Here is a 21151-nt window from a genome sequence, read left to right as displayed (position 1 = left end):
GATCCCCGTAACTACCTGGCCTTTCTCGGCCTCGCCGCCGCCATCTGCTGCTACAAACGACTACTCCGCCTCACCACATAGGACACGGTCTTAGGGGGCCAAATACGTCTGTGTCGATGATGACGCGCTGCCGGTCCTGGCCCGCCTCCGCTGGAGCGCCGGACCGGGCTGCTCCCGTCCAACCGTCCTCATCGACATCCGCTGCTGCGCCGAGCACCGCAGCGACCTCGCCCCACAGTTCACGACTGCCGCGGGTCAATCGGACGAACGCCCCTGTCGGCAGCACGGGAAGCCTGCCGCCGACCGACACCGTGGCGAAGCAGTCGGGGTCCGGTTCGCGCATATAGCGGCGGAGTCGCGGGTCGTAATCGAAGTAAATGGAATTGAAAGCGCTGCAAGCGTGGAGGAGGCCACCGCGGGCCACGGCCACCTCCTGTAGGCGGTGGGCGATGCCCGCTCGCACTGGCGCCGGTACTTCATCGACCCGCCGAAACATCTCAGGACAAAGTAGGGCAGAGTTCTCGACGCGAGGTATCACTACAGCCCCTTTCCCCACCGACCGCACTGCCGGCGCGCACTTGACCATTTGACCGCATGGAATAGCCAGAACGCAGCGATATCGCAAACCTGGAGAACGGTAGGTCAGTGGGGCGGTCGACCGCGGTTCACGCATGGTTCATGGTCTCGACGGCTTCCACGCCGTCCTCGCCAAGCCACCGGATTCGTGCAGCATGTTCGAGGAGCGCTCGCCGGTTGAGTGAGATGTCACCCCCGAGGCTGTACCGGTGGAGCAACACCACCGCGTTGGCCTGGCGATGCACAGCGGCAAGCGGCCCCCAGGCCACCTGGAAGGCGCGGTCGTTGCGGTCTGCCGAACAGGCCTTCCCGGACATCACTCAGTCCTTCGACCCTCTCAGGCGGCGATCATCGACACCGGCTGCAAGCCCATCCGGCGCCGCGGCCGGCCCGCCCTGGGAGCGCCCAGATGTGGCGGCCCCGGCGGAGGCGGTGAACACGCCGACGCCCCGCCCGAGATCCCAGGGCCGGGGCGTCGTTGCGCGTGGAGGCTAGGTCCGTTCGCCAGCGCCTCGGCATCCAGACGCAGGCCAGGGCCCCGCGCGCGCCGGTTCAGCAGCGAAGCCGAGGCGGAACGCGGCACCGGCTGCGTCCTAGACCAACTCCTCGGCGATGGATGGGCAGTGCTCTGCGCGGAGACCACTCATACTCGACGCAGCCCACCAGGAGCGACAGCGGAACACCCTGCCTGCGCGTTCTCGCCTCAGTACCCCGGTCCCGTCCAGGAGCTTGGTCCAGGATGTAGGAGCCCGAGTTGTGTGGCCGCAAGCCGGCCGGTCGGGTGCATGGCTGGATGCGGGGACCGAGCCGAGCGATAGCGGGCCGGCCGTTGCCTTAGCTGCTGCAGGTGTCGACCGGGGTCGTGGAGTACAAGTGCAAGTGGCTTCGAGCTGGGGACCTGGCCGAGAGCCTGCCGCGTCTCGCCAGATGATCTCCATTCCCTGGCAGGCGTACTTTGGCCCGCGGTCGGTCCGGGATGCGCTCGCGCCGGATCCTTGTGATGACACAAAGTCCTGACCGGATTGCAAGCGGTAGTTGGCCTGCCGGGATAGTTGGAGTGCAACAGTACCTCCGACCAACCCACTTGAGATTCTAGAAGAAGCCGAGCTTCTGAGGACTGTAAGAACAAAGAATGTTCTTCGTCTGCTGGTGGTACCCGCACTGCGTGCCGCTGACCAGGCGAGATGGCGCGGGGCTGAACCGATGGCGACTTGCTGGTCCGCGTATGGTCCGGAGCTCGACCCGGACATGCTTCCCCTCGCCCGCTCCTTGACTTCGTCCCGTGACTGAACACGGGCTTCGTCGGCGTCAACGCGGGTGAGAAGCCGGCGGCGAGCTCCGCGCCGGCGCTGTCCTCTGAGGTCGCCGCCGGTGGCGGGATAGTCGATGAGAAGGGTGCCGGCGGCGGTGAGTACGGCGGCTGCGGCGAGGGCGTGTTGTCCGAGTTGTGCGGTAGCGTGCGCGACCGTTCGGGGACCTGTTCAGCATGGAAAGGTCGCTGTACGCTCGCCCCGTGGCTATAGGGGATGGGCTTGCATCGTCCGAGAGCGTCGAGTGTGCAGAGCGATTCCACCTGGAGGACCTGCCATCCGCCCGCGCACTTCTGTCCGAGCTCGACGGCACGTGTCTGGATCCGTATCGGCCCAAGTCGGCCCTCGGGCCGCTGGAACAACTTGCCAGCAACAGCGCGCTGTTTACCACTGGATCTGCTCCACGGGACATCTGGGCCCACTCCGGTCTGGGCGCGACGGTGGACGCGACAGTGGTGGCCACGGACACTCCGCTCACCCTCATCGACCTGTGCTCCATGACCGCGAACACGATCCTGGGGATCAACGACCCGTGGGTCAAGTTGAAGCAGGCGTCGTTCCTGGTCTCTTCCCAGCCGCACTACTTGACCGCTCGGATGGGGCACGACCTGACTTACCGGATAGCGCGACGGATCCTCGGCTGCTTCCGGGACATCGATGGTCCTGACGACTACGTGGTCAACTTACGGCAGTGCAATGGCTCCGACGCCGTCGAGCTTGCTCTCCACGCTGCTTGGAAGGCCGCTGCCCCGACTCCCGAACGCCGCAAGTTGGCGACCTTTCGTGGCTCTTACCACGGGGAGAGTCTGACCGCGAACTGGGTGAGCGAGCACCAGCCCGGTCGTCTGCTCGCCGACGCGCCCGACAACGTGGTCTTCTTCCCCACCCCGGAGTCGAACGACGCCCAGGAGCTGAGCGCAAGCGCCCTGTCGACTCTCGACACCCTCGAAAGGGACGGCGACTCCTACTTCGCCGTGATCATCGAGCCGATCCAGTGGCGCAACTCGGTGCACACGGTGCCGCTGGAGTTTCTTCGCCGATTGCGGGATGTGTGTACGCGGAAGTCGATCTGCCTCATCTTCGACGAGATGCAGAACGCATTTGGATACACCGGTTCCATCAGCTATGCGCGGACATCCGGCGTCAGCCCCGACATCAGTGCGATCAGCAAGGCTCTGACTTCGGGGCACGGCTCGCTCGCCGTCATCATCGCGAGGCGCAAGTACCGGGAGATAGAGAGTCCGTTCGGGGCCAAGTCCAACTCCGGCAATATGTTGGCGCTCGTGGCTGTGGACGCCGTTCTGGATCGGCTCTTGGGATTGGAGCGGGCTGAGGGGCAAATGCTGCCTGCCTGGCTCCCGTCTGGGTTGGCGGCCGAGCTGCGGGGCGGCCTGCTCGCGTCCGCGTACCCGCGCGCTGTCGCCCTTGTCGACGAGCTGCTCGCCGAGCTCCGCCGTCGCTTCCCGAGACTCATCGGTGCGCCCCGAGGCGTGGGCCTCGTGCGAGGACTGGTGCTGCTGGATGCGGATGGTCAGCCATCCACGCGTCTCGCTGTGGCGGCAGCCAAGGTCTGTCTGGCACACGGGGTCTATGTCCGTCAGGCCGACACCGCCGTTCTGCTCAAGCCCTGCATCGTGCTGAACGGGGCGGAAACAGCGGTCGCTCTGGATGCCCTGACGAAGACGTTCGATGACGTCCTGCGGCTTCGTGATGAGCACTGACGCCGAGGGGCGGTCCGATCACCTCGACCTGGTGACCGGCGCTCCGGCGTACACGGCGGAGACGTTGACGGTGAATTGTCTGGACCAAGTCCGCATCTGGATCAGTGCCGACGGTCTCCCGGCGAAGCACCGTGCCCGGCTCGCGCGCTTGCGTGCGATGAACGGTGGCGCCCGGATTCTGCTCATCGTCGCCGGTTCGGTTCTCGAGCCGGACGCCGCGAGGGAGGTACTCGAGTTCGCGAGTCGGCTCGACATCCAAGTGCGCGACGTGAGCACGATCCCGGCCGCCGACGCGGACGAGCGTGTCATTCTCGAGCACATTCACGCCGAGATCGATGCACACTTCTTCAGGCCCGATGACGCCAAAGGTAATCTTTCCGTGGTGTCGGACTATGCGCGGCTGCTCAGCTTCGTGATCGAACAGGGCCTGTGCACCGATATGGACGTCGAGTTCACGAACTCCCTCGGCTCGGCTGCGGCGAGTACACCCTGCCCGTTGGGGATCCTCGCGAGATTCAAGGACAACGACTGCCTCAGCAATGACGTGACGGCCGGCATCCCCTGGTCGAAACCGTTTCGGACAGCCAGACGCAACATTGCCGCCCTAGTGACCAGTTACCGCGAGGCTGCTTGCCGCTTCCTGGCTGCGGCCCACGGCGACACCGTCGATCCCAGCATGGTCAGCGACCATCCGCGCTTCTTCCAGTTGCGCAATCTCCGGCACGACCCTTCGTTGACGGGAACCGCGCGGTTCAGTCTCGTCGGGGGACCTGACAACCTCGCGATCGCGTTCCACGAGGCAGGTCTCTTCTGTGGATACGAGCGCGGAGTCGAGCGTGGCGTCGAAGTGGGCGAGCTCACGTCCGACCACGTGCCGCACGCTCTGGTGGCAGGCGCGTCCTCCACCAGCCTCGCCTACGAGTCGTTCCAGTTCGGGGCTCCGCCGCCCGCCTGCGTGAGGGCGGAACAACGAGCGCAGCTATGGCCCGACTTCTTGCCAGAGGTCATCTGCCACTGGGATCACAGTTGGATCGCTGACCACCATGACTGGCAGGCGCTGACCTACCGCGAGCGGCTGCTGCTCGCCACCCTGGACGGAGACGCCTGGCGCCGCGACGAGGCCGAGTCGATCGCCGAAAGCCGTGCGCTGGCCCGCTGCCTCGTCGACCCGCCGGACATCACCGCTCCCAAGCCCGTGGTGCATGAGTCGGGTCCGGTGCTGTCCATCCTGGCTCACGACCAGACGCCCGTGCGACGGCGCGTTCGTAGTACTTGGACTGGCGAGTTGAAGCCAAGGCACCAAGGGGTGTCCGAGGAGCACGGATTCCGGGACAACGGAATCGTCGCAGTCAGCGGGCTCGTCGACGACCCCATGCTCCTCGGACTGCGTGAGCGTTTCGAAGCCGAGATCGGTAAGAAGGGCGAAACGACTTCTCTGCAACAGCTCTCGTTCAACCTCGCAGTTGACGAGTGCGCGCGTGGCACCGTCGAGATGATCAAAGACCTCGCCCACCTCCCCGCCCTGACGGAGATCCGGGACCGCTACTTCGACGGCCCGTCACGGTTCGTGTCGGCGCGGGGATACCGGCAAGGCCCGTGCATGCCGCTCAGATACCGTGCCTGGGACTACCACCAGGACATGAAGACCAAAGGGCCGTTCGAAGAACTGAAGGTCATGGTCCTGCTGACGGATGTGACACCCGACGGCCAGGCCCTGCGCTACGTCTGCGGAAGCCAAAAGGTCGAGTGGGACTTCGAGACTCAACGAGAGACGAAGTTCACGCTCGATGAAGCTCTCCGGTTCGGGAACGGCGGCCTGTTCCTCGGCTATGGAACGTCTGGAACCTGCATCGTGTTCGATACGAACGGTATTCACTCCGGGCACCGCAACCTCTCGAAGACTCGTGATGTGCTCACCCTCAACTTCGCGCGCGAGTCCGCGGAATCCTTCTTCATGTTCTCCGACCCGATCCTGGTCGGATCGGCCTCCGGCAACGCCACTGCCGCTCACCGTGGCCATTCCCCCGCCTGGCGTTCTTCGGTCGAGGACGAGGATCGCCTGGCCGCGATGTGCTCCGAGTACCGGTCGACTCCCGACCTGGCTGCCACGAAACCTCGGTGGACCGGCGACGCGCTCGACCTGGTCGATGTCATGGCAGCGGATCTCAACGCGGACCTCGACCTGCGCCTGTCCGCCCGGTTCGAGGACGACCGCGGTCGCGACATCGCCCTGGTGAAAATCCGCGATGCAGCCCTGGGCGACGAGCAGTACACCGAGGTCACGACACGCCTTCATGTGGTGGTAGGGATCGGGTCGTGTCTGTGGAAGAACAGCAATCCGCTGGCCGCCGCCGGTGAGACGGCCGAACGCGCGCGCGATGCCCTGTCTTCCCACGCGCGGGGAGAGGCAGCGGCGAACTGCTCTGCCCTGCTCGGCGACCTCCGCGACGCACTCGGGCGTTGCGATGGAGTTCAGCGCCTTCGTACCACCGCGGCCTATCTGTACTTCACGTGCGCGTACGCTCATCGGCTGCTCGTTGCGCATGGGGGTGAAGGCTTGGAGGAGGAGTGCCGGCAACTCCTGGATCTGTTCGCCCACATGGTGGCCGAGGACACCTTCACAGAGACAGGGGAGGCGATCCGACCAGATGCGTGACCCGCAAACGGGCGAGGAGTTCATGGCCCTCGACAACGCGCCGTTCCACCTCTCGACTGTCGAGTCGATCCGTCAGGTCGTCGCGGGACTCGAAGGCGGTTACCTGGACCCCGGAAGGTGGCTGACCAAACTCACTCCTCAAGAGCACCTGGCCGGCAACGCCAGGCTCTTCACTGCAGGCGGCTCCCTCGCGCGAGAGTTCTGGGCGGACACAGCGCTCGGCTCGCGGATCCAAGGCACGTCGGCCCAGACCGCGACACCCCTCGAGATGGTTGATCTGTGCTCGATGACCTGCAACACGGTCTTGGGCGTCAACGATCCGTGGGTGAAGCTCAGGCAGGCGGCCTTCCTGCTCTCCTCGCAGCCCCACTACCTCCCGGCTCGGATCGGAAGCGACCTGTTCTACCGCGTCGCCCATCGCATCCTGAGCCGGCTGAGTCGCTTCGGGGCGCCCGACGGCTTCGCGATCAACCTGCGCCAGTGCAACGGCTCGGACGCGGTGGAACTCGCGCTCCACGCCGCGTGGCTCGCGGCCCGTGACGCACCGCGCCGACGCAGACTCGCGACCTTCCAGGGTGGGTACCACGGTGAGAGCATGCTGGCCAGCCTCGTCTGCGAGGACGATCCCGGGTACGGTGCCGGGCGCGCACTGGTCGATCGTGTCGACAACGTCGTGCACTTCCCTTCACCCAAAGGTGGGGACGGCGGCCACCTCAGTACGGAGGCGCTCGCCACGCTCGACGCCCTGGAGCGTGACGGCGAGGAGTACTTCGCCGTGCTCATCGAGCCGATCCAGTGGCGCAATTCGGTGCACGCCGTACCGCTGGAGTTCCTCCGACGGCTGCGCGACGTGTGCACGCGGAAGTCGATCTGCCTGGTCTTCGACGAGGTGCAGAACGCGTTCGGATACACAGGGGCGATCTTCTTCGCGGAGAGCAGCGATGTCTGCCCGGACATCGTGGCCACGGGCAAGGCGTTGACCTCGGGCCACGGTGCGCTGGCCATTGTCGTCGCCCGGCGAGAATTCGCCGAGGTGGAGGCTCCATTCGGAAGCAAGACCAACTCGGGGGACATGCTGTCCTTCGTCGCGGTCGACGCGGTGATGGACCGGCTCACGGGCATGCTTCCGGAGGAGTTCGCGACTTTGCCCACCTGGCTGCCACCCGGCCTGGTCTGGGACTTGCGCGATGGCCTTCTCGAGATCACCTATCCCCGTGTGGTCGGGATGCTGGAGGACTTCCTGGCCGATCTGCAGCGCCGGTTCCCCTCGCTCGTCGGGCCCGCGAGCGGTGCCGGCCTGATGCGCGGTGTCGCCATGCTGGGCCAGGACGGTCGGCCGTCCGGGGTGGTGGCCGGCAAAGTCGCGGACATCTGTCTGAAGCACGGCGTATACGTCCGCCGAGCGGGCCACTGCGTCTACGTCAAACCCAGTCTGTCGACGACCGAGGCTGACTTCGAGCTGGCCGGGACCCGGTTGGCGGCCACCTTCGAGGAAGTTCTGCACCGCGCAGCTCGGGAGGAGGCTGAATGAGTGGTGACGCCGAGGACACGGTGCCCGCGCTGGCCGACGTACAGGGCCTCAAGCCGTTGGTGACCGCGCTCCGGGGAACCGTACTGGACCCCACGGAGCCGCAGTACCGGCAATCGGACGGACTTTCGTACGACCACGAACCCGAAATGTTCACACGCGGCTCGGCGCCGCGTCCCCTTACAGCCGTCGCCGGTCGCGGAGCCACCCTCCGACTGTCCGACGGATCGGAGCTCATCGACCTGTGTTCGATGACCGAGAACACCGTGCTGGGGCTCAACGACCCCTGGGTGAGGCTCCGTCAGATCTCACACGTGCTGTCGGAACGTCCGCACTATGTGACCGTCCGCTTCGGGAACGATCTCTACTACCGGGTAGCGAACAGACTCTCGCGGCACTTCAACAAGACCGGAGGAGGCAGGGACTACGTCCTGAACATGCGCGAGTGCACCGGATCGGGGGCGATCGAGTTGGGGCTCCACGCTGCCTGGACGGCGGCACGCAAGTCCCCCGGACGCCGCAAGCTCGCTTCCTTCGTGGGCGCGTTCCATGGGTCAAATCTCGGTGGCGTTCTCGCGAGCGACCACCAGCCCGACCGAGGCTCCGGCCGAGTCCTCCTGGACCGTGCCGACAATGTCGAGCAGTTCCCGGTCCCGGAAGCCGGTCCGGACGGACGGCTGAGTGCGGCCACCCTGGAGACACTCGCAGCCCTCGAGCGTGACGGTGAGCAGTACTTCGCCGTGATCATCGAACCAATTCCGTGGCGCAACGCTGTCCATGTGGTTCCGGTCGAGTTCCTCCGGAGGCTTCGCGAGATCTGCACCGCGAAATCGATCTGCCTTATTTTCGACGAGGTGCAGAACGGGTTTGGATTCACCGGGGCCATCTGGTATGGAGAGACAGCAGGTGTGCACCCTGATATCGCGGTGCTGGGCAAGGGGCTGACCTCAGGACACGGAACACTGTCCATGATCGTCGCCGACCGCGCCTTCGGCACCGTTGAGTCGCCCTTCGGATTCAAGTCGAACTCGGCGAACATGCTGTCGCTCGTGGCGGTCGACGCGGTGCTCGACCGGCTGCTTGGAGTGGAAGGGCCTGATGCGGAGTCGCTTCCGGACTGGCTCCCCATCGGACTGGAACGGGACCTGCGCGAGGGCCTTCTCTTGACCACCTACGCACATGCCGTCAGGATGATCGACGAGATGCTCACCGAGCTGCGTCACCGCTTCCCTGCGATGGCGGGGCGGATGACGGGGCTCGGACTGATGCGCGGGCTCGTGATGCTCGGCGGCGACGGGCTTCCGTCCGCGGCGATCGCAGGCGAGGTGGCGAGGGCGTGTACGGGCCACGGTGTCCACGTCAGGCAGGCCAGCACCGCACTCTTCCTCAAGCCTTGCCTGGTCATCACCCAGAGGGAGGTCGATCGGGCGCTGACCGCGCTGACCAGGACGCTCGAGGCGGTGGCCGGCTCGCGAGCCGGTTGAGACCGGTCGACGCCCGCCGCCCCGTTTCGTGCCTGCCCGGCTGCGCTAGCCGGCCCTGGTACCAACGCTGATGGTCAGGCGTGGGGCTGATGTGCCAAGCCGCCTGAAGCAGAGATGGAGCTCCTGCCAGAAACGTGTCGACCAAGATCACTGTTCAGCAGGAGCTCCGTCGGACCAAGCCTGTCACTTGCCATGAGGCAGCGGTTGCCGCGGGGCGGTTCGACCCTGGCCACCTGGGCGAGTTGCCGCGGATCGTCCCTTCCACGATGGTCGATCGAAGGTCGCGTACCCGTGCTGTGTCCTACGAACCTCGGCCATCACCTCGCTCCGAAACGTCCGCTTCCGAGAGGTCGAACCGCGCGAGATGGACGCTGACAACGGCGTCGCGTTCGCGAGCGACCGCGACTTCTATCGTTCGTCCGCCAGGTCCGGAGTTGTTCCGGGCCGCGACGTGCAGCGACTGGAAGTCCGGCGGGAACTGGTCACGGAAAACGCGTCACATGCGGCGTGTTGGTCGGGCAGGCAAGCGCCGGACCGTCTACATCCGACACCTGCGGTCCGCCGATCGTGACGCTCAGCGAGCAACTGCTCGGCCCTCCTGGACTCACCCGGACCCGCCCTCTTCGCCGGGGCCCTGCGTCACCTGGGTCAGGGTGCGGGACAGACCGTCGAGTGCGAGGTTCGCCTCGGCGGGGCTGAGTACAAGGCTGGGCTTGACGAACAGGGCGGTGCCCGCTTGCCGCACGTAGACCCCGTGGGCGAGGCCCTGCTTCGCCACCGTTGATGCGACCGCCTCGGACGGCCGGCCGAACTCGTCCAGCATCACCAGCCCGCGTACTAGCCCCATCCCGGTCGACGCGCCGACAACGTGAGGGAATCTGCGCCGCAGTTCGAGGAAGAGCAAGTCGACCAGCGCCACGGTGCGGCTGTAGGCGGTGTCGAGCAGACCGACGCGGAGCTCCGCGGCCAACTCGGCAGGCAGCCAATCGGGGATCACGTCGACGTCTTCGGGCTCCACTCCCAGAAGCCGGTCGAGCACCGCGTCGATCGCGACCAGTGACGTCATGTCCGCGGCATTGGACTTCCCCGCGAACGGTCCGTCTATCTCGCTGAAACGCCTCTTGGCGACCATGATCGCGAGGGAACCGTGCCCGGAGGTCAGCCCCTTGCTCATCGCCGCGATGTCCGGGCATACTCCGCTGTACTCCGCGAAGCTGATGGTCCCTGTGTACCCGAAGCCGTTGTGGATCTCATCGAAGACGAGGCAAATCGACTTGCGCGTACAGACGTCGCGTAACCGTCGGAGGAACTCGAGCGGAACGGCGTGCACCGAGTTGCGCCACTGGATCGGCTCAATGATCACGGCGAAGTAGTCGTCGCCGTCACGCTCCAGGGCATCGAGAACGGCGAGGGACTCGGCACTCAAAGAGCCGTCTTCCTCACACCTCGGGGAGGGGAAAAAGGTCACGTTGCTCGCCCTTTCGACGAGCAGCCGTCCGGAACCGTGCTGAGGTTGGTGCTCGCTGATGAGGCTGGCAGTTAGGCCCTCGCCATGGTAAGAACCCAGGAACGTCCCGAGCCTGCGGCGACTCGGAGATTCACCTGCCGCTTTCCACGCTGAGTGCAGAGCCAGCTCGACCGCGTCCGACCCGTTGCACTGGCGCATGTTGATGACGTAGTCGCCGGGTTCGCCTAGCCTGTCGAAGCACTTCAGAATCCGGCGGGCAACTCTGTAGTACATGTCGCATCCCAGGCGGATCGTGACGTGGTGCGGACTCCGGGACAGCAAGTAGGTCAGCTGCTTGAGTTTCACCCACGGATCGTTGATCCCGAGGACCGTGAGGATGGTGCAGAGATCGATCAGCTCTTGCCGATCACCGGTGTCGACCAGGACGGTGTCGAGCGTGGCCCCCAGCCCTCCGGTGACCCAGACATCTCGCGGCCAAGAACCGCCCTGGGTGAACAGGTCCGGGTTTCTCGCGACCAGCTCTTGAGGGTCTCCTTCGGAGAGCGGCAGGTGGGGATCGAGACAGGAACCGGCGAGCGCCTCGGCGAATCTGTGGACGGGATTTAACGTTTCAAGGTGGAACAACGAGCTCTCGTTGACCGGCATACGACGGTTCTAGCACATGCCGGCAGGGTCTGACCGGCGTACGGACGGGTGCATGACCCACATTTCGTGGAGTGGCCGATTCCACCGAGGTGGTGATGACCAACCGAGCGCTGGATCAGGCAACCCTATGGAATTGACCCGCACTTGGCAGATCTTCGCCGAACGCGTCTTGTGGAGATCGCGACCTTTCGTGTGCGCCAGCACGACCCCCTGGTCAACTGGTTGCGGGCTTCCGTAGTTCCGTCGGTACCGCCCACGCCTACGTCACCGCCGTCGTCGAGCACCTCGCCGACGAGGCGCCAGCCCTGCGGAAGGTCCTGCGCAAGGCAGAGCCGACTACGTTCTCCTGGGCGGCACCCTCGCCGAGTGTGAACGGATCAGTGACAGGTCTCCCGCACGCTTCATGGCGGAGACTGGAACGAGGACTCAGCAGAGCCGATGCCCTCACTCACGCCTACCGTGACTGGCTCCAAGCTGCTTGACAGCAGTAGGAGCATAACGGGCTTGTTCACGTCAGGAGCTTGGGAGCGGCTTCCTTGCGGCGGGCTTTTTACCCGGCTTATCCAGGCAGCTGGACTCTTCGTGGTTTCGGCAGCTCGTGGACGCCGGCAGGCCCGTTCTCGCCGCGAGGAGCCTTTGCTCGCGAAACGGATTCGTTCAGGCGGCCAAGAGGTCGAAGAGCCCTCCCACAGCTGCCGGCTGTTCGGGCGCCCCTGCCGAGTATCGGCGGGTCGCTGCGCTCGTGAGTGGGCGGCTCGCGGAGTGATGTGCTTCGGCGCCAATGGTCCGCGACTGGTCCGGCGGGAACTCCCTTGGATGCCAGAAAGCAACTCTAGGATACCAAATGCTTACCTTGGGTGCCCGTCGCGTCGGGCTGCCCGGAGCGCAACGATGCCTCCAGGCAACCCGACTTCAGGCTCTAGAAGAAGCCAAGTTTCTGAGGGCTGTAGGAACAAAGAATGTTCTTCGTCTGCTGGTAGTGGTCCAGCATCATCTTGTGTGTCTCGCGGCCGATCCCGGACTGCTTGTAGCCACCGAACGCCGCGTGTGCGGGGTAGGCGTGGTAGCAGTTGGTCCACACGCGGCCGGCCTGGATCGCGCGGCCCGCGCGGTAGGCCGTGTTGGTGTCCCGGGTCCATACGCCCGCACCGAGTCCGTAGAGCGTGTCGTTGGCGATCTTGATCGCGTCGTCGAAGTCATCGAACGAGGCCACCGAGACGACGGGACCGAAGATCTCCTCCTGGAAGATCCGCATACGGTTGTCGCCCTCGAAGATGGTCGGCTGGACGTAGTAGCCGCCCTTCAACTCGCCCTCGTGCTCGATGCGTTCCCCGCCCGTGAGAACCCGCGCTCCCTCCTGCCGGCCGACGTCCAGATAGGAAAGGATCTTCTCCAGCTGGTCGTTGGAGGCCTGGGCACCGATCATCGTGTCGGTGTCGAGGGGGTGCCCCGTCTTGATCAGCCGGGTGCGTTCGACCGCCGCCTCCAGGAACTCGGAGTAGCGGCCGCGCTGGATCAGCGCCCGGGACGGGCAGGTGCACACCTCGCCCTGGTTGAGCGCGAACATCGTGAAGCCCTCGAGCGCCTTGTCGCGGAAGTCGTCGTCGTGCGCCCACACGTCGTCGAAGAAGATATTCGGCGACTTGCCACCGAGTTCCAGAGTGACCGGCTTGATGTTCTCCGAGGCGTACTGCATGATCAGCCGCCCGGTCGTGGTCTCCCCGGTGAACGCGACCTTCGCCACCCGCGGACTCGACGCCAGCGGCTTGCCCGCCTCCACACCGAACCCGTTGACGATGTTCAGCACGCCCGGCGGCAGCAGATCCGCGATCAGACTCACCCAGCAATGGATGGAGGCCGGAGTCTGCTCGGCCGGCTTGAGGACGACAGCGTTGCCCGCGGCGAGCGCCGGCGCGAGCTTCCACGCCGCCATCAGAATCGGGAAGTTCCACGGAATGATCTGCGCGACGACCCCCAGCGGCTCGTGGAAGTGGTACGCCACGGTGTCGTCGTCGATCTCGCTCAACGACCCCTCCTGCGACCGGATCGACCCCGCGAAGTAGCGGAAGTGGTCGATCGCGAGCGGGATGTCGGCCGCCAGCGTCTCCCGCACCGGCTTTCCGTTCTCCCAGCTCTCGGCGACGGCCAGCGCCTCCAGATTGGCTTCCATGCGATCGGCGATCTTCAGCAGGACGTCCGAACGCTCCGCCACCGCCGTACGGCCCCACCCCGGGGCGGCCTGGTGCGCCGCGTCCAGCGCCCGCTCGACGTCCTCCGCGGTGCCACGCGCGATCTCGGTGAACGGTTGCCCGTTCACCGGAGACGGGTTCTCGAAGTACTGCCCCCGCGACGGCGGCACGTACTCTCCGCCGATGAAGTGGTCGTAGCGCGCCTGGTAGGAGACGATCGCGCCTTCGGTGCCCGGCGCCGCGTAACGAGTCATGCTGGTCTGCCTCCCGGTGCAGTGCTGCCCGCCCTTGGACAGCTCTCGGCGCGAGGCTATGCAGACGGACGTTGCAAGTACGTTGCGCCCCGGGCCCGCGCCACCGCCCGGCCGACCGGTACCGACAACTCCGCCTCCAGCGCGGCCAGCCGAGCCCGCACCGCGGCCGCGGGGCGCGCCGCCGCCAGCGCCCGCCACACCTCGACGTCGTCCTCGCCCCACGCCGCATGCGCCCAGTCCGCCAGCAGGTCCGGGTCGCGGTGCGCGATCAGCGCCGAGCGCAGGCCGCCGGCGAGCCGCTCCCGTAGCCGCACGATCGCCGGTGCCTGCGAACCGGGCAGCAGCGGGCCGGTGTAGGCCTGCGCCGCCGACGCGAACGCCCCTGCCGCCAGACGTCGTTCCACCACGGTGGCGTCCGAGTCGACCGCCACCGTGAGCCGGTACGGCCGGGAAGCGAGCAGCCCGGGCCCCAGGAGCCGGCGCAGCCGGGCCAGCTCCGCGCGCAGGGTCACCGCAGTCACCGACTCGTCGGCGTACAGCGCGCACGACAACTCGTCCCCTGTGAGTCCCTCAGGGTGCTGGGACAGCAGCACGAGAATCTCGCTGTGTCGGCGACTGAGTCTCACCCTCCTTCCGTCCACGACCAGTTCGGCCTCGTCCCGGCCCAGCGCACTGAGCAGCGGCGTGTCTCCGGCACCGCCGCCCGGCGGGACGAGCAGCGAGAGCTGTGCCTCGGCGGCCCGCGCCACCGCCCGCACGAAACCGAGACTGTGCGGATGCGCCAGCCCGTCTCCACCGGTGATGTCCACGGCTCCCAGTACCCGCCCGGTACGCGGATCGTGTACCGGCGCGGCCGCACATGTCCACGGCTGCACCCGTCGTATGAAGTGCTCCGCGGCGAACACCTGCACCGGCCGGTCCACGGCCACCGCGGTGCCCGGTGCGTTGGTGCCGACGGCGGTCTCCGACCAGCGGGCCCCCGGCACGAAGTTCATCCCGTCCGCCCGGCGCCGCGTCGCGGAATGGCCCTCCACCCACAGCAGCCTGCCGTGCGCGTCGCACACCGCCAGCAGGTGCTCGCCGTCCGCGGCGAAGGTCCCGAGCAGTTCCCTGAAGAGCGGCATCACCCGGGCCAGCGGATGCTCCGCGCGGTAGGCGCAGAGGTCACCGTCGGTCAACTCCACGTTGGCGGTGCCGTCCGGACCGACGCCTGCCCGGGCGCTGCGTCGCCAGGAGTCGGCGACCACGGACCGCACGGGGCACGGCACCGTGCCCACCGTGGTGAACGTCTCGTGCGCCCGGCGCAGCATCCGGACACGCTCGGCAGGGTCGGACCCCGGCTGCAGGGCCACCCACGGATCGGTCAACTCGGCCTCCCCAGAGGGCGCAAGAGTAATGATGCGGCTGGACCATCGTCACTCGCGGTGTTCGTGCGGACAACCTGCACGACGCCGGTTCGCTCCGCCAGGGCCGTCAGGCGAAGTTGACCAGACGGATGTAGCGGACCCAGTCCCAGTTCGGCCCCGGATCGGTGTGATCGGTACCCGGCACCTGGTAGTGACCGAGGATGTGATCTCTGTCCTTGGGAATGCCGTACTTGGTGCAGATCACCGCCGTGAGTCTCGCCGACTGCTCGTAGAGGGCATCGGTGAAGTAAGCGGGCTGGTCGACCCATCCCTCGTGCTCGATGCCGATGCTGTGAGTGTTGTAGTCCCAGTTGCCCGCGTGCCAGGCGATGTCGGTCTCGTGCACGCACTGTGCGACGTCTCCGTCCACCGAACGGACCAAGTAGTGCGCGGACACCTTCTTCGCCGGGTTCCTGAAGATATCGAGTGTGTCGGGGTACGTCTCCTGGGTGACGTGGATGATCACGCGATCGATGGTGTAACTGTCCGGACGGTCGGACGACGTGTAGTTGGCGGTGGTCGCCGGCTGCCATTCGGCGGGCGGGTAGTCGACGGCCGCGGCCTGCGCACTTGCCCTCGGGTCGGGGAGCAGCGCGTAGGGGACGGCTGCCAGCGCCGCGCCTTTCAGAAGCCGGCGTCTGCTGATGCGTGGCGTCGGGTGGTCCGTGTCCATCGTGTGCAGCCTTTCGGGAGTCGGCGACTCGGGAGCCGGGGGGCGTCGTGGAGCGGAGGGAGCCGCGGGTACCGGGCCCACTCGGGAGCCCGGGTGGGCTCATGGGGCGGAGGGAGCCGCGGGCACGGGGGCCCGGGGCGTCGTTCGGGTGTGGCGGCGGCCTCAGCCGCGCGGCGCTCGCCCGGTCTGTCGCGACCGGGCGTGTATGCCCCGGGGGGAGTCCCGCGTGGGCGGCCACTCCCGAGGGTGCTCGGCCAGGTCGGTGCGGCCGCTCTCACCCACGGCGGCCCATGGCGGCGCGGCCGGTCGGGTGGTTCGCGCGGGTCCGCTCAACTCACCGACCGGGGGAGTCACCACGGCGTCGCGGCCCGGCGCTCTGGTGGTCGTCGTCTCTGCGTACATGTCTGTCCCCCCGATCCATGTCGGCCCACCGCCACCCGTGGCGTGTGATGGCCCTTGTCTCACGAGCGCCGGCTTGGCCTGACGGTTCGTCGGCTGGCCCTCGTGCGAATCACGTTACGGCGCCGGTGCGTTGGGATGAAGGGCACACCGCGGTTCGGTGGACAAGTCGCCCCCTGTGGACAACTCGGCCACCTGTTCGGCTGAGTCCGGGCGCCTCGACGGCAAGGCGAGGCGCGTCAAGCAGCGGCAGAGCGCGAGGTCATGCCGCGGAGGCCGCCGGGTCGTCCAGTACGGACCGGACGACCGAGTGCGCCGCGCCCAGCAGCGGGCCTTCCGGGCCCAGACGTGACACCGCGATCGGGCAAGCCGGGCCGGCGGTGCGGCCGGTCAATTCCGCCTCCAGTGACGGCAGCAGCCAGGGTGCGAGCCCCGCCAGCGCCCCGCCCAGGACCACCGTTTCGGGATCGAGCAGGTTCACCGCGCCGGTCAGGGCTATGCCGAGCGCCGTGCCGGCGTCCCGCAGGGCCGCCCGTACCCTCTCGTCGCCGTCCTCGGCCCGCACCCCGAGCAGTCCCACGACGTCGGCTCGCCCTGCGAGCCGTAGGTCGCCTCGCCCACCGATCCTCTCCAGGCCGGTTCGCCTTCCCAGCTCCACCACCCGCTCGGCCGGCGTACCGGCTGCCACCCGCTCGGCTCGCTCGCCGGCCTTCACCCGGCCGGCCCGCTCGCCGCGTACCCCCGTCTGCTCCTCGGGAGGCGCCCCCGCCGCCAGTCCCGCGGCCCGCAGCACCGCTTCCTCCCCCGCGTACTGCTCGAGGCATCCACGGCCGCCACAGGGGCAGGCCGGACCGTCCGGCCGCACGGGTACGTGGCCCAGCTCGCCGGCGAAGCCCCGGGTGCCGCGCAACAGCCCACCGTCCACGACCAGGGCGGCACCGATGCCGATCTCGGCCGAGACGTGCAGGAACTCGCGCGGGGTTCCTTCGGCGAGCCACAGCTCGGCCAGGGCACCGAAGTTGGCCTCGCTGTCCACGGTCAGCGGCCAGGCGTCGGGCAACAGGCTGCCGAGGTCCGTGTCACGCCAGTCGAGGTTCGGGGCACGGACCACCGTCCGACCGTCCCGGGCCACCAGGCCGGGCACGGCGACGGCGAGCCCGGCGGGCCGGAGATCCTCCCGTCCCGCCTCCGTGACGACCTCGCGGATCAGTGCCGTCAGCTCCTCGACCACCGGCTCGGGGGCCCGGCCCCGGTTGACACCGTGCCGCACGGCACGCGCGCGTACCTCGCCGCGCAGATCGACCAGGCACACCGCTAGGTGATCGACGCCGATCTCCGCGCCGATCCCGGCCGGCCCGCGCCCGCTCACCGCGAGCGCCGATCCCGGTCGCCCCACCCGGCCCGGCCGCTCCGGGCCCAGCTCCTCCAACAGCCCCCAGCGGATCAGATCGTCCACCAGGGTCGACACCGCGGCCCGCGTCAACCCGATCCGTGTGGAGACCGCCGCCCGCGACAGCGAGCCCTCGGCACTGACGGCGTGCATCACCCGGGCGAGGTTGCGCCTCCGCATGCCCTGCTGGGTGTCCGGCAGGGCGCGGCCATTGCCGGGCGTGCGGCCTCCGTGCGGCGGTGCGGTCATGCCTCCGTCAACTCCGGTCGTCTGCCGCGCGGCTCTCTCCGTGCGGTCGGGGTCCGGCCCCACGCTCCAGCAGCGGGGCCGCGTCGGAGAGTACCCCGGTGATCCACTCCAAGGTCTCCCCGTCCCGCTCCACGGCCTCCAGCACCGGGCCCTCGGCCGTTTTCCAGCGGCGGGCCACGGCCGCCGGATCCTCTCCGGTCAGCAGCCCGGCCGCCTGCGCCGCCGCGCCCAGCGCGACGAGTTCTCCGGCCTGTGGCACCCGCACCGGCCGGCCCGACAGACGGCGAACGGTCTGCTGCCAGGCCGTGCCCCGCGCGCCACCGCCGATCAGCAGAAGCGGGGCCGCGCGGTCGGCGTCCTCGTCCAGGACCAGGTCGAGGGCCCCGAGCAGGGTGTGCACCGCGCCGTCGTAGGCGGCCTGCAGCACCTGCCCGGCCGTCGTGTCGTGCCGCAGACCGTGCAGCAGGCCCGAGGCGTGGGGCAGGTTCGGGGTGCGTTCGCCGTCCAGGTACGGCAGCAGCGTCACCGATCCGCCCGGCTCCACCGCCTCCCGGTCCAGGCCCAGCAGGGTCGCGACGCGGTCCACGGCGAGCGTGCAGTTCAGTGTGCAGGCCAGGGGCAGCCAGTCCCCGCGCGCGTCGGCGAAGCCGGCCACCGTGCCGGTCGGATCGGTCGGGCGGTGCTCGGAGACGGCGTACACCGTGCCGGACGTGCCGAGACTGAGCACCGGCGTGCCGGGGCGCAGGCCGAGCCCCAGCGCCGCCGCCGCGTTGTCACCGGTTCCCGGCGCCACCAGCGTGCCCTTGGAGAACGGCAGGTCGTGGCTGTCCCGTACGGTGCCGACCACCTCGCCCGGGCGCACCACGCGCGGCAGCATCGCCGGGTCGAGGCCGATGTGCGCCAGGGTCTCCTCGTCGTAGGCCTCGGGACCCGACGCCCACCAGCCGGTGCCCGAGGCGTCGCCGCGGTCGGTGGTGCCCTGTCCGGTCAGGCGCTCGGTGAGGTAGTCGTGGGGGAGCCGTACCGCCCTGGTGGCGCGGACCGCCTCCGGCTCGTGCTCCGCCAGCCAGGCCCACTTCGTGACGGTGAACGACGCCCCCGGCACACTGCCTGTGCGTTCCGCCCAGGCCTTGGGACCGCCCAGCTCCGCCACCAGACGACGGGCCTGCGGGGCCGACCGGACGTCGTTCCACAGCAGCGCCGGACGCACCGGCTCGCCGCGCCCGTCCAGGGTGACCAGGCCGTGCTGCTGGCCGCCGATGGACACCGCCGCCGCTTCGTGGGCCGCGTCCCCGCACTGGTGCAACGCCTCGCACAGGGCGTCCCACCACCGACGCGGGTCGCTCTCCCGGCCCGCCCCGGAGGACACCGTGTGGGGCGCCTGTCCGCTCGCCACCACCTGGCCGGTGGCCGCGTCGACGACCAACGCCTTCGTGGACTGGGTGGAGGTGTCCACGCCCACGACGAGCGGACCCTCGGCTGCTGACATCGGGCTTCTCCCTCTTCCGCGGCTCTGCGGGACAAAGACATCTTGTCTCTTCCCCAGGGCGCGTCCGCATACTAATTTGTAAACGGCCATGACGAAATAGTCGGACGCAGCGAGGAGCCGCGGTATGAGCTATCAGCCCACCCCCGAGGACAGGTTCACCTTCGGACTGTGGACCGTCGGCTGGCAGGGCAGGGACCCGTTCGGCGACGCCACCCGCAGTCCCCTCGACCCGGTCGAGACGGTGCGACGCCTCGCCGACCTGGGCGCCTACGGCGTCACCTTCCACGACGACGACCTGATCCCGTTCGGCTCGTCGGACACCGAGCGTGAGTCGCACGTCAAGCGGTTCCGTCAGGCCCTGGACGCCACCGGCATGACCGTCCCGATGGCCACGACCAACCTCTTCACCCACCCCGTCTTCAAGGACGGAGCGTTCACCGCCAACGACCGCGACGTGCGCCGCTACGCGCTGCGCAAGACGATCCGCAACATCGACCTGGCGGCCGAAATGGGAGCGAGGACGTACGTCGCCTGGGGTGGTCGTGAGGGCGCCGAATCCGGTGCCGCCAAGGACGTGCGCGCGGCGCTGGACCGCATGAAGGAGGCCTTCGACCTGCTCGGCGAGTACGTGACCGAGCAGGGCTACGACATCCGCTTCGCCATCGAACCCAAGCCGAACGAACCCCGCGGCGACATCCTGCTGCCCACCGTCGGCCACGCGCTGGCCTTCATCGAACGGCTGGAGCGCCCCGAGCTGTACGGCGTCAACCCGGAGGTCGGCCACGAGCAGATGGCCGGGCTCAACTTCCCGCACGGCATCGCGCAGGCCCTGTGGGCGGGCAAGCTGTTCCACATCGACCTCAACGGCCAGTCGGGCATCAAGTACGACCAGGACCTGCGGTTCGGCGCCGGTGACCTGCGGGCCGCGTTCTGGCTCGTCGACCTTCTGGAGAGCGCCGGGTACGACGGGCCCCGCCACTTCGACTTCAAGCCGCCGCGGACCGAGGACCTCGACGGCGTGTGGGCCTCGGCGGCGGGATGCATGCGCAACTACCTCATCCTGAAGGAGCGCTCGGCGGCCTTCCGGGAGGATCCGCGGGTGCGCGAGGCGCTGCGCGCCGCCCGGCTGGACGAGCTGGCCCGGCCGACCGCCGCGGACGGCCTGCGGGCCCTCCTCGCCGACCGCGCGGCCTTCGAGGACTTCGACGTGGAAGCGGCCGCTGACCGGGGCATGGCCTTCGAACACCTCGACCAGCTGGCGCTTGACCACCTGCTGGGGGCGCGAGACTGAGTACCCCGCGCGCGTTGCCACGTCCCGTCGCGCGCGTACCGAACCGCCGCGCATTCGGCAGGTGGACCGGGCCGGCCCCGGTGACGGGGTCGGCCGGGCACCTCGGGGGGCGTCGTGGACCTCTCAGGGTGTTATCAGGGGCGTCTCAGGGTCGGCGTGCGGAACCGCGGGAAGCGGGGAGCCGTTCTCAGAGCAGAGAGCGGCAGTGGCCGCGAAGGAGGGACGCTCATGTCCAAGAACGCGAAGGTCGCCGTGGGCGGCGTGGCGGTCGGGCTCATCCTGCTGATTTGGCTGCCCTGGTGGGTGACGTTCCTGATCGTGGTGGGGGTGCCGGTGGCTGCTTACCTGGCGCTGGACCCCTCACAGCGACGCAGACTGCGCAGGGTCGGCCGCAAGGAGCTGGGCCGCTGACGCACCTGGCGG

The 21151-nt window shown here is 68.2% G+C and carries 13 protein-coding genes; 6 read left to right on the top strand and 7 right to left on the bottom strand.

Features of this window, described 5'->3' with window-relative positions:
• Positions 1–665: 665 nt before the first annotated feature.
• Positions 666–893 carry a hypothetical protein gene (locus ACIBA9_RS09385; RefSeq protein WP_399361212.1) on the bottom strand — a complete coding sequence of 76 codons (228 nt, stop codon included), beginning with the start codon at positions 891–893 and terminating at the stop codon, positions 666–668.
• A 1196-nt stretch (positions 894–2089) separates the two neighbouring features.
• Between ACIBA9_RS09385 and ACIBA9_RS09380 the strand changes: the two genes are divergently transcribed.
• From ACIBA9_RS09380 to ACIBA9_RS09365, 4 genes are read left to right on the top strand one after another with little or no spacing between them, the layout of a single operon-like run.
• Positions 2090–3607: an aminotransferase class III-fold pyridoxal phosphate-dependent enzyme gene (locus tag ACIBA9_RS09380; RefSeq protein WP_399361210.1), complete on the top strand. Its 1518-nt coding sequence runs from the start codon at positions 2090–2092 to the stop codon at positions 3605–3607.
• Entirely contained in the window at positions 3597–6263 is a 2667-nt protein-coding gene (locus tag ACIBA9_RS09375; protein WP_399361208.1) for a phytanoyl-CoA dioxygenase family protein, read from the top strand. The genes ACIBA9_RS09380 and ACIBA9_RS09375 overlap by 11 nt, the downstream gene beginning before the upstream one ends.
• 22 nt (positions 6264–6285) lie before the next feature.
• A complete protein-coding gene (locus ACIBA9_RS09370) occupies positions 6286–7794 on the top strand; it encodes an aminotransferase class III-fold pyridoxal phosphate-dependent enzyme (protein WP_399361206.1) in 1509 nt (502 codons plus the stop codon).
• Entirely contained in the window at positions 7791–9275 is a 1485-nt protein-coding gene (locus ACIBA9_RS09365; protein ID WP_399361204.1) for an aminotransferase class III-fold pyridoxal phosphate-dependent enzyme, read from the top strand. The genes ACIBA9_RS09370 and ACIBA9_RS09365 overlap by 4 nt, the downstream gene beginning before the upstream one ends.
• Before the next feature lie 604 nt (positions 9276–9879).
• On the opposite strand, the gene ACIBA9_RS09360 is transcribed toward ACIBA9_RS09365, so the two are convergent.
• The 6 genes from ACIBA9_RS09360 to xylB form a co-directional block, all read right to left on the bottom strand.
• Entirely contained in the window at positions 9880–11388 is a 1509-nt protein-coding gene (locus ACIBA9_RS09360; protein ID WP_399361203.1) for an aminotransferase class III-fold pyridoxal phosphate-dependent enzyme, read from the bottom strand.
• A gap of 919 nt (positions 11389–12307) precedes the next feature.
• The gene (gene adh, locus ACIBA9_RS09355) at positions 12308–13831 is read right to left on the bottom strand and encodes an aldehyde dehydrogenase (RefSeq protein ID WP_399361200.1); all 1524 of its coding nucleotides are present in this window, start codon (positions 13829–13831) and stop codon (positions 12308–12310) included.
• A 56-nt stretch (positions 13832–13887) separates the two neighbouring features.
• A complete protein-coding gene (locus tag ACIBA9_RS09350; RefSeq protein ID WP_399361198.1) occupies positions 13888–15198 on the bottom strand; it encodes a GAF domain-containing protein in 1311 nt (436 codons plus the stop codon).
• A 106-nt stretch (positions 15199–15304) separates the two neighbouring features.
• The gene (locus ACIBA9_RS09345; protein WP_399361196.1) at positions 15305–15910 is read right to left on the bottom strand and encodes an N-acetylmuramoyl-L-alanine amidase; all 606 of its coding nucleotides are present in this window, start codon (positions 15908–15910) and stop codon (positions 15305–15307) included.
• Positions 15911–16571: 661 nt separating this feature from the next.
• Positions 16572–17948: an ROK family protein gene (locus tag ACIBA9_RS09340; protein WP_399361194.1), complete on the bottom strand. Its 1377-nt coding sequence runs from the start codon at positions 17946–17948 to the stop codon at positions 16572–16574.
• A 7-nt stretch (positions 17949–17955) separates the two neighbouring features.
• The gene (xylB, locus tag ACIBA9_RS09335) at positions 17956–19437 is read right to left on the bottom strand and encodes a xylulokinase (RefSeq protein ID WP_399361192.1); all 1482 of its coding nucleotides are present in this window, start codon (positions 19435–19437) and stop codon (positions 17956–17958) included.
• A gap of 124 nt (positions 19438–19561) precedes the next feature.
• On the opposite strand from xylB, the gene xylA reads away from it, so the two are divergent.
• Both xylA and ACIBA9_RS09325 read left to right on the top strand, forming a co-directional pair.
• Positions 19562–20728 (top strand): xylose isomerase, encoded by a 1167-nt coding sequence (xylA, locus tag ACIBA9_RS09330; protein WP_399361190.1) that lies wholly within the window; start codon positions 19562–19564, stop codon positions 20726–20728.
• 228 nt (positions 20729–20956) lie between these two features.
• The gene (locus ACIBA9_RS09325) at positions 20957–21139 is read left to right on the top strand and encodes a hypothetical protein (RefSeq protein WP_362162333.1); all 183 of its coding nucleotides are present in this window, start codon (positions 20957–20959) and stop codon (positions 21137–21139) included.
• Positions 21140–21151 lie beyond the last annotated feature (12 nt).

This window comes from Streptomyces sp. NPDC051452 (genome assembly GCF_044454765.1).
In the GTDB taxonomy this organism is placed as follows: Bacteria; Actinomycetota; Actinomycetes; order Streptomycetales; family Streptomycetaceae; genus Streptomyces.
This window is presented reverse-complemented; position numbering and strand designations above follow the sequence as displayed.

Bases quoted from the DNA above. Each gene is read 5' to 3' on its own strand.
- ACIBA9_RS09385 (WP_399361212.1), bottom strand. From the start codon at position 893: ATGTCCGGGAAGGCCTGTTCGGCAGACCGCAACGACCGCGCCTTCCAG.
- ACIBA9_RS09375 (WP_399361208.1), top strand. From the start codon at position 3,597: ATGAGCACTGACGCCGAGGGGCGGTCCGATCACCTCGACCTGGTGACC.
- ACIBA9_RS09370 (WP_399361206.1), top strand. From the start codon at position 6,286: ATGGCCCTCGACAACGCGCCGTTCCACCTCTCGACTGTCGAGTCGATC.
- ACIBA9_RS09365 (WP_399361204.1), top strand. From the start codon at position 7,791: ATGAGTGGTGACGCCGAGGACACGGTGCCCGCGCTGGCCGACGTACAG.
- ACIBA9_RS09360 (WP_399361203.1), bottom strand. From the start codon at position 11,388: ATGCCGGTCAACGAGAGCTCGTTGTTCCACCTTGAAACGTTAAATCCC.
- adh (WP_399361200.1), bottom strand. From the start codon at position 13,831: ATGACTCGTTACGCGGCGCCGGGCACCGAAGGCGCGATCGTCTCCTAC.
- ACIBA9_RS09345 (WP_399361196.1), bottom strand. From the start codon at position 15,910: ATGGACACGGACCACCCGACGCCACGCATCAGCAGACGCCGGCTTCTG.
- ACIBA9_RS09340 (WP_399361194.1), bottom strand. From the start codon at position 17,948: ATGACCGCACCGCCGCACGGAGGCCGCACGCCCGGCAATGGCCGCGCC.
- xylB (WP_399361192.1), bottom strand. From the start codon at position 19,437: ATGTCAGCAGCCGAGGGTCCGCTCGTCGTGGGCGTGGACACCTCCACC.
- xylA (WP_399361190.1), top strand. From the start codon at position 19,562: ATGAGCTATCAGCCCACCCCCGAGGACAGGTTCACCTTCGGACTGTGG.
- ACIBA9_RS09325 (WP_362162333.1), top strand. From the start codon at position 20,957: ATGTCCAAGAACGCGAAGGTCGCCGTGGGCGGCGTGGCGGTCGGGCTC.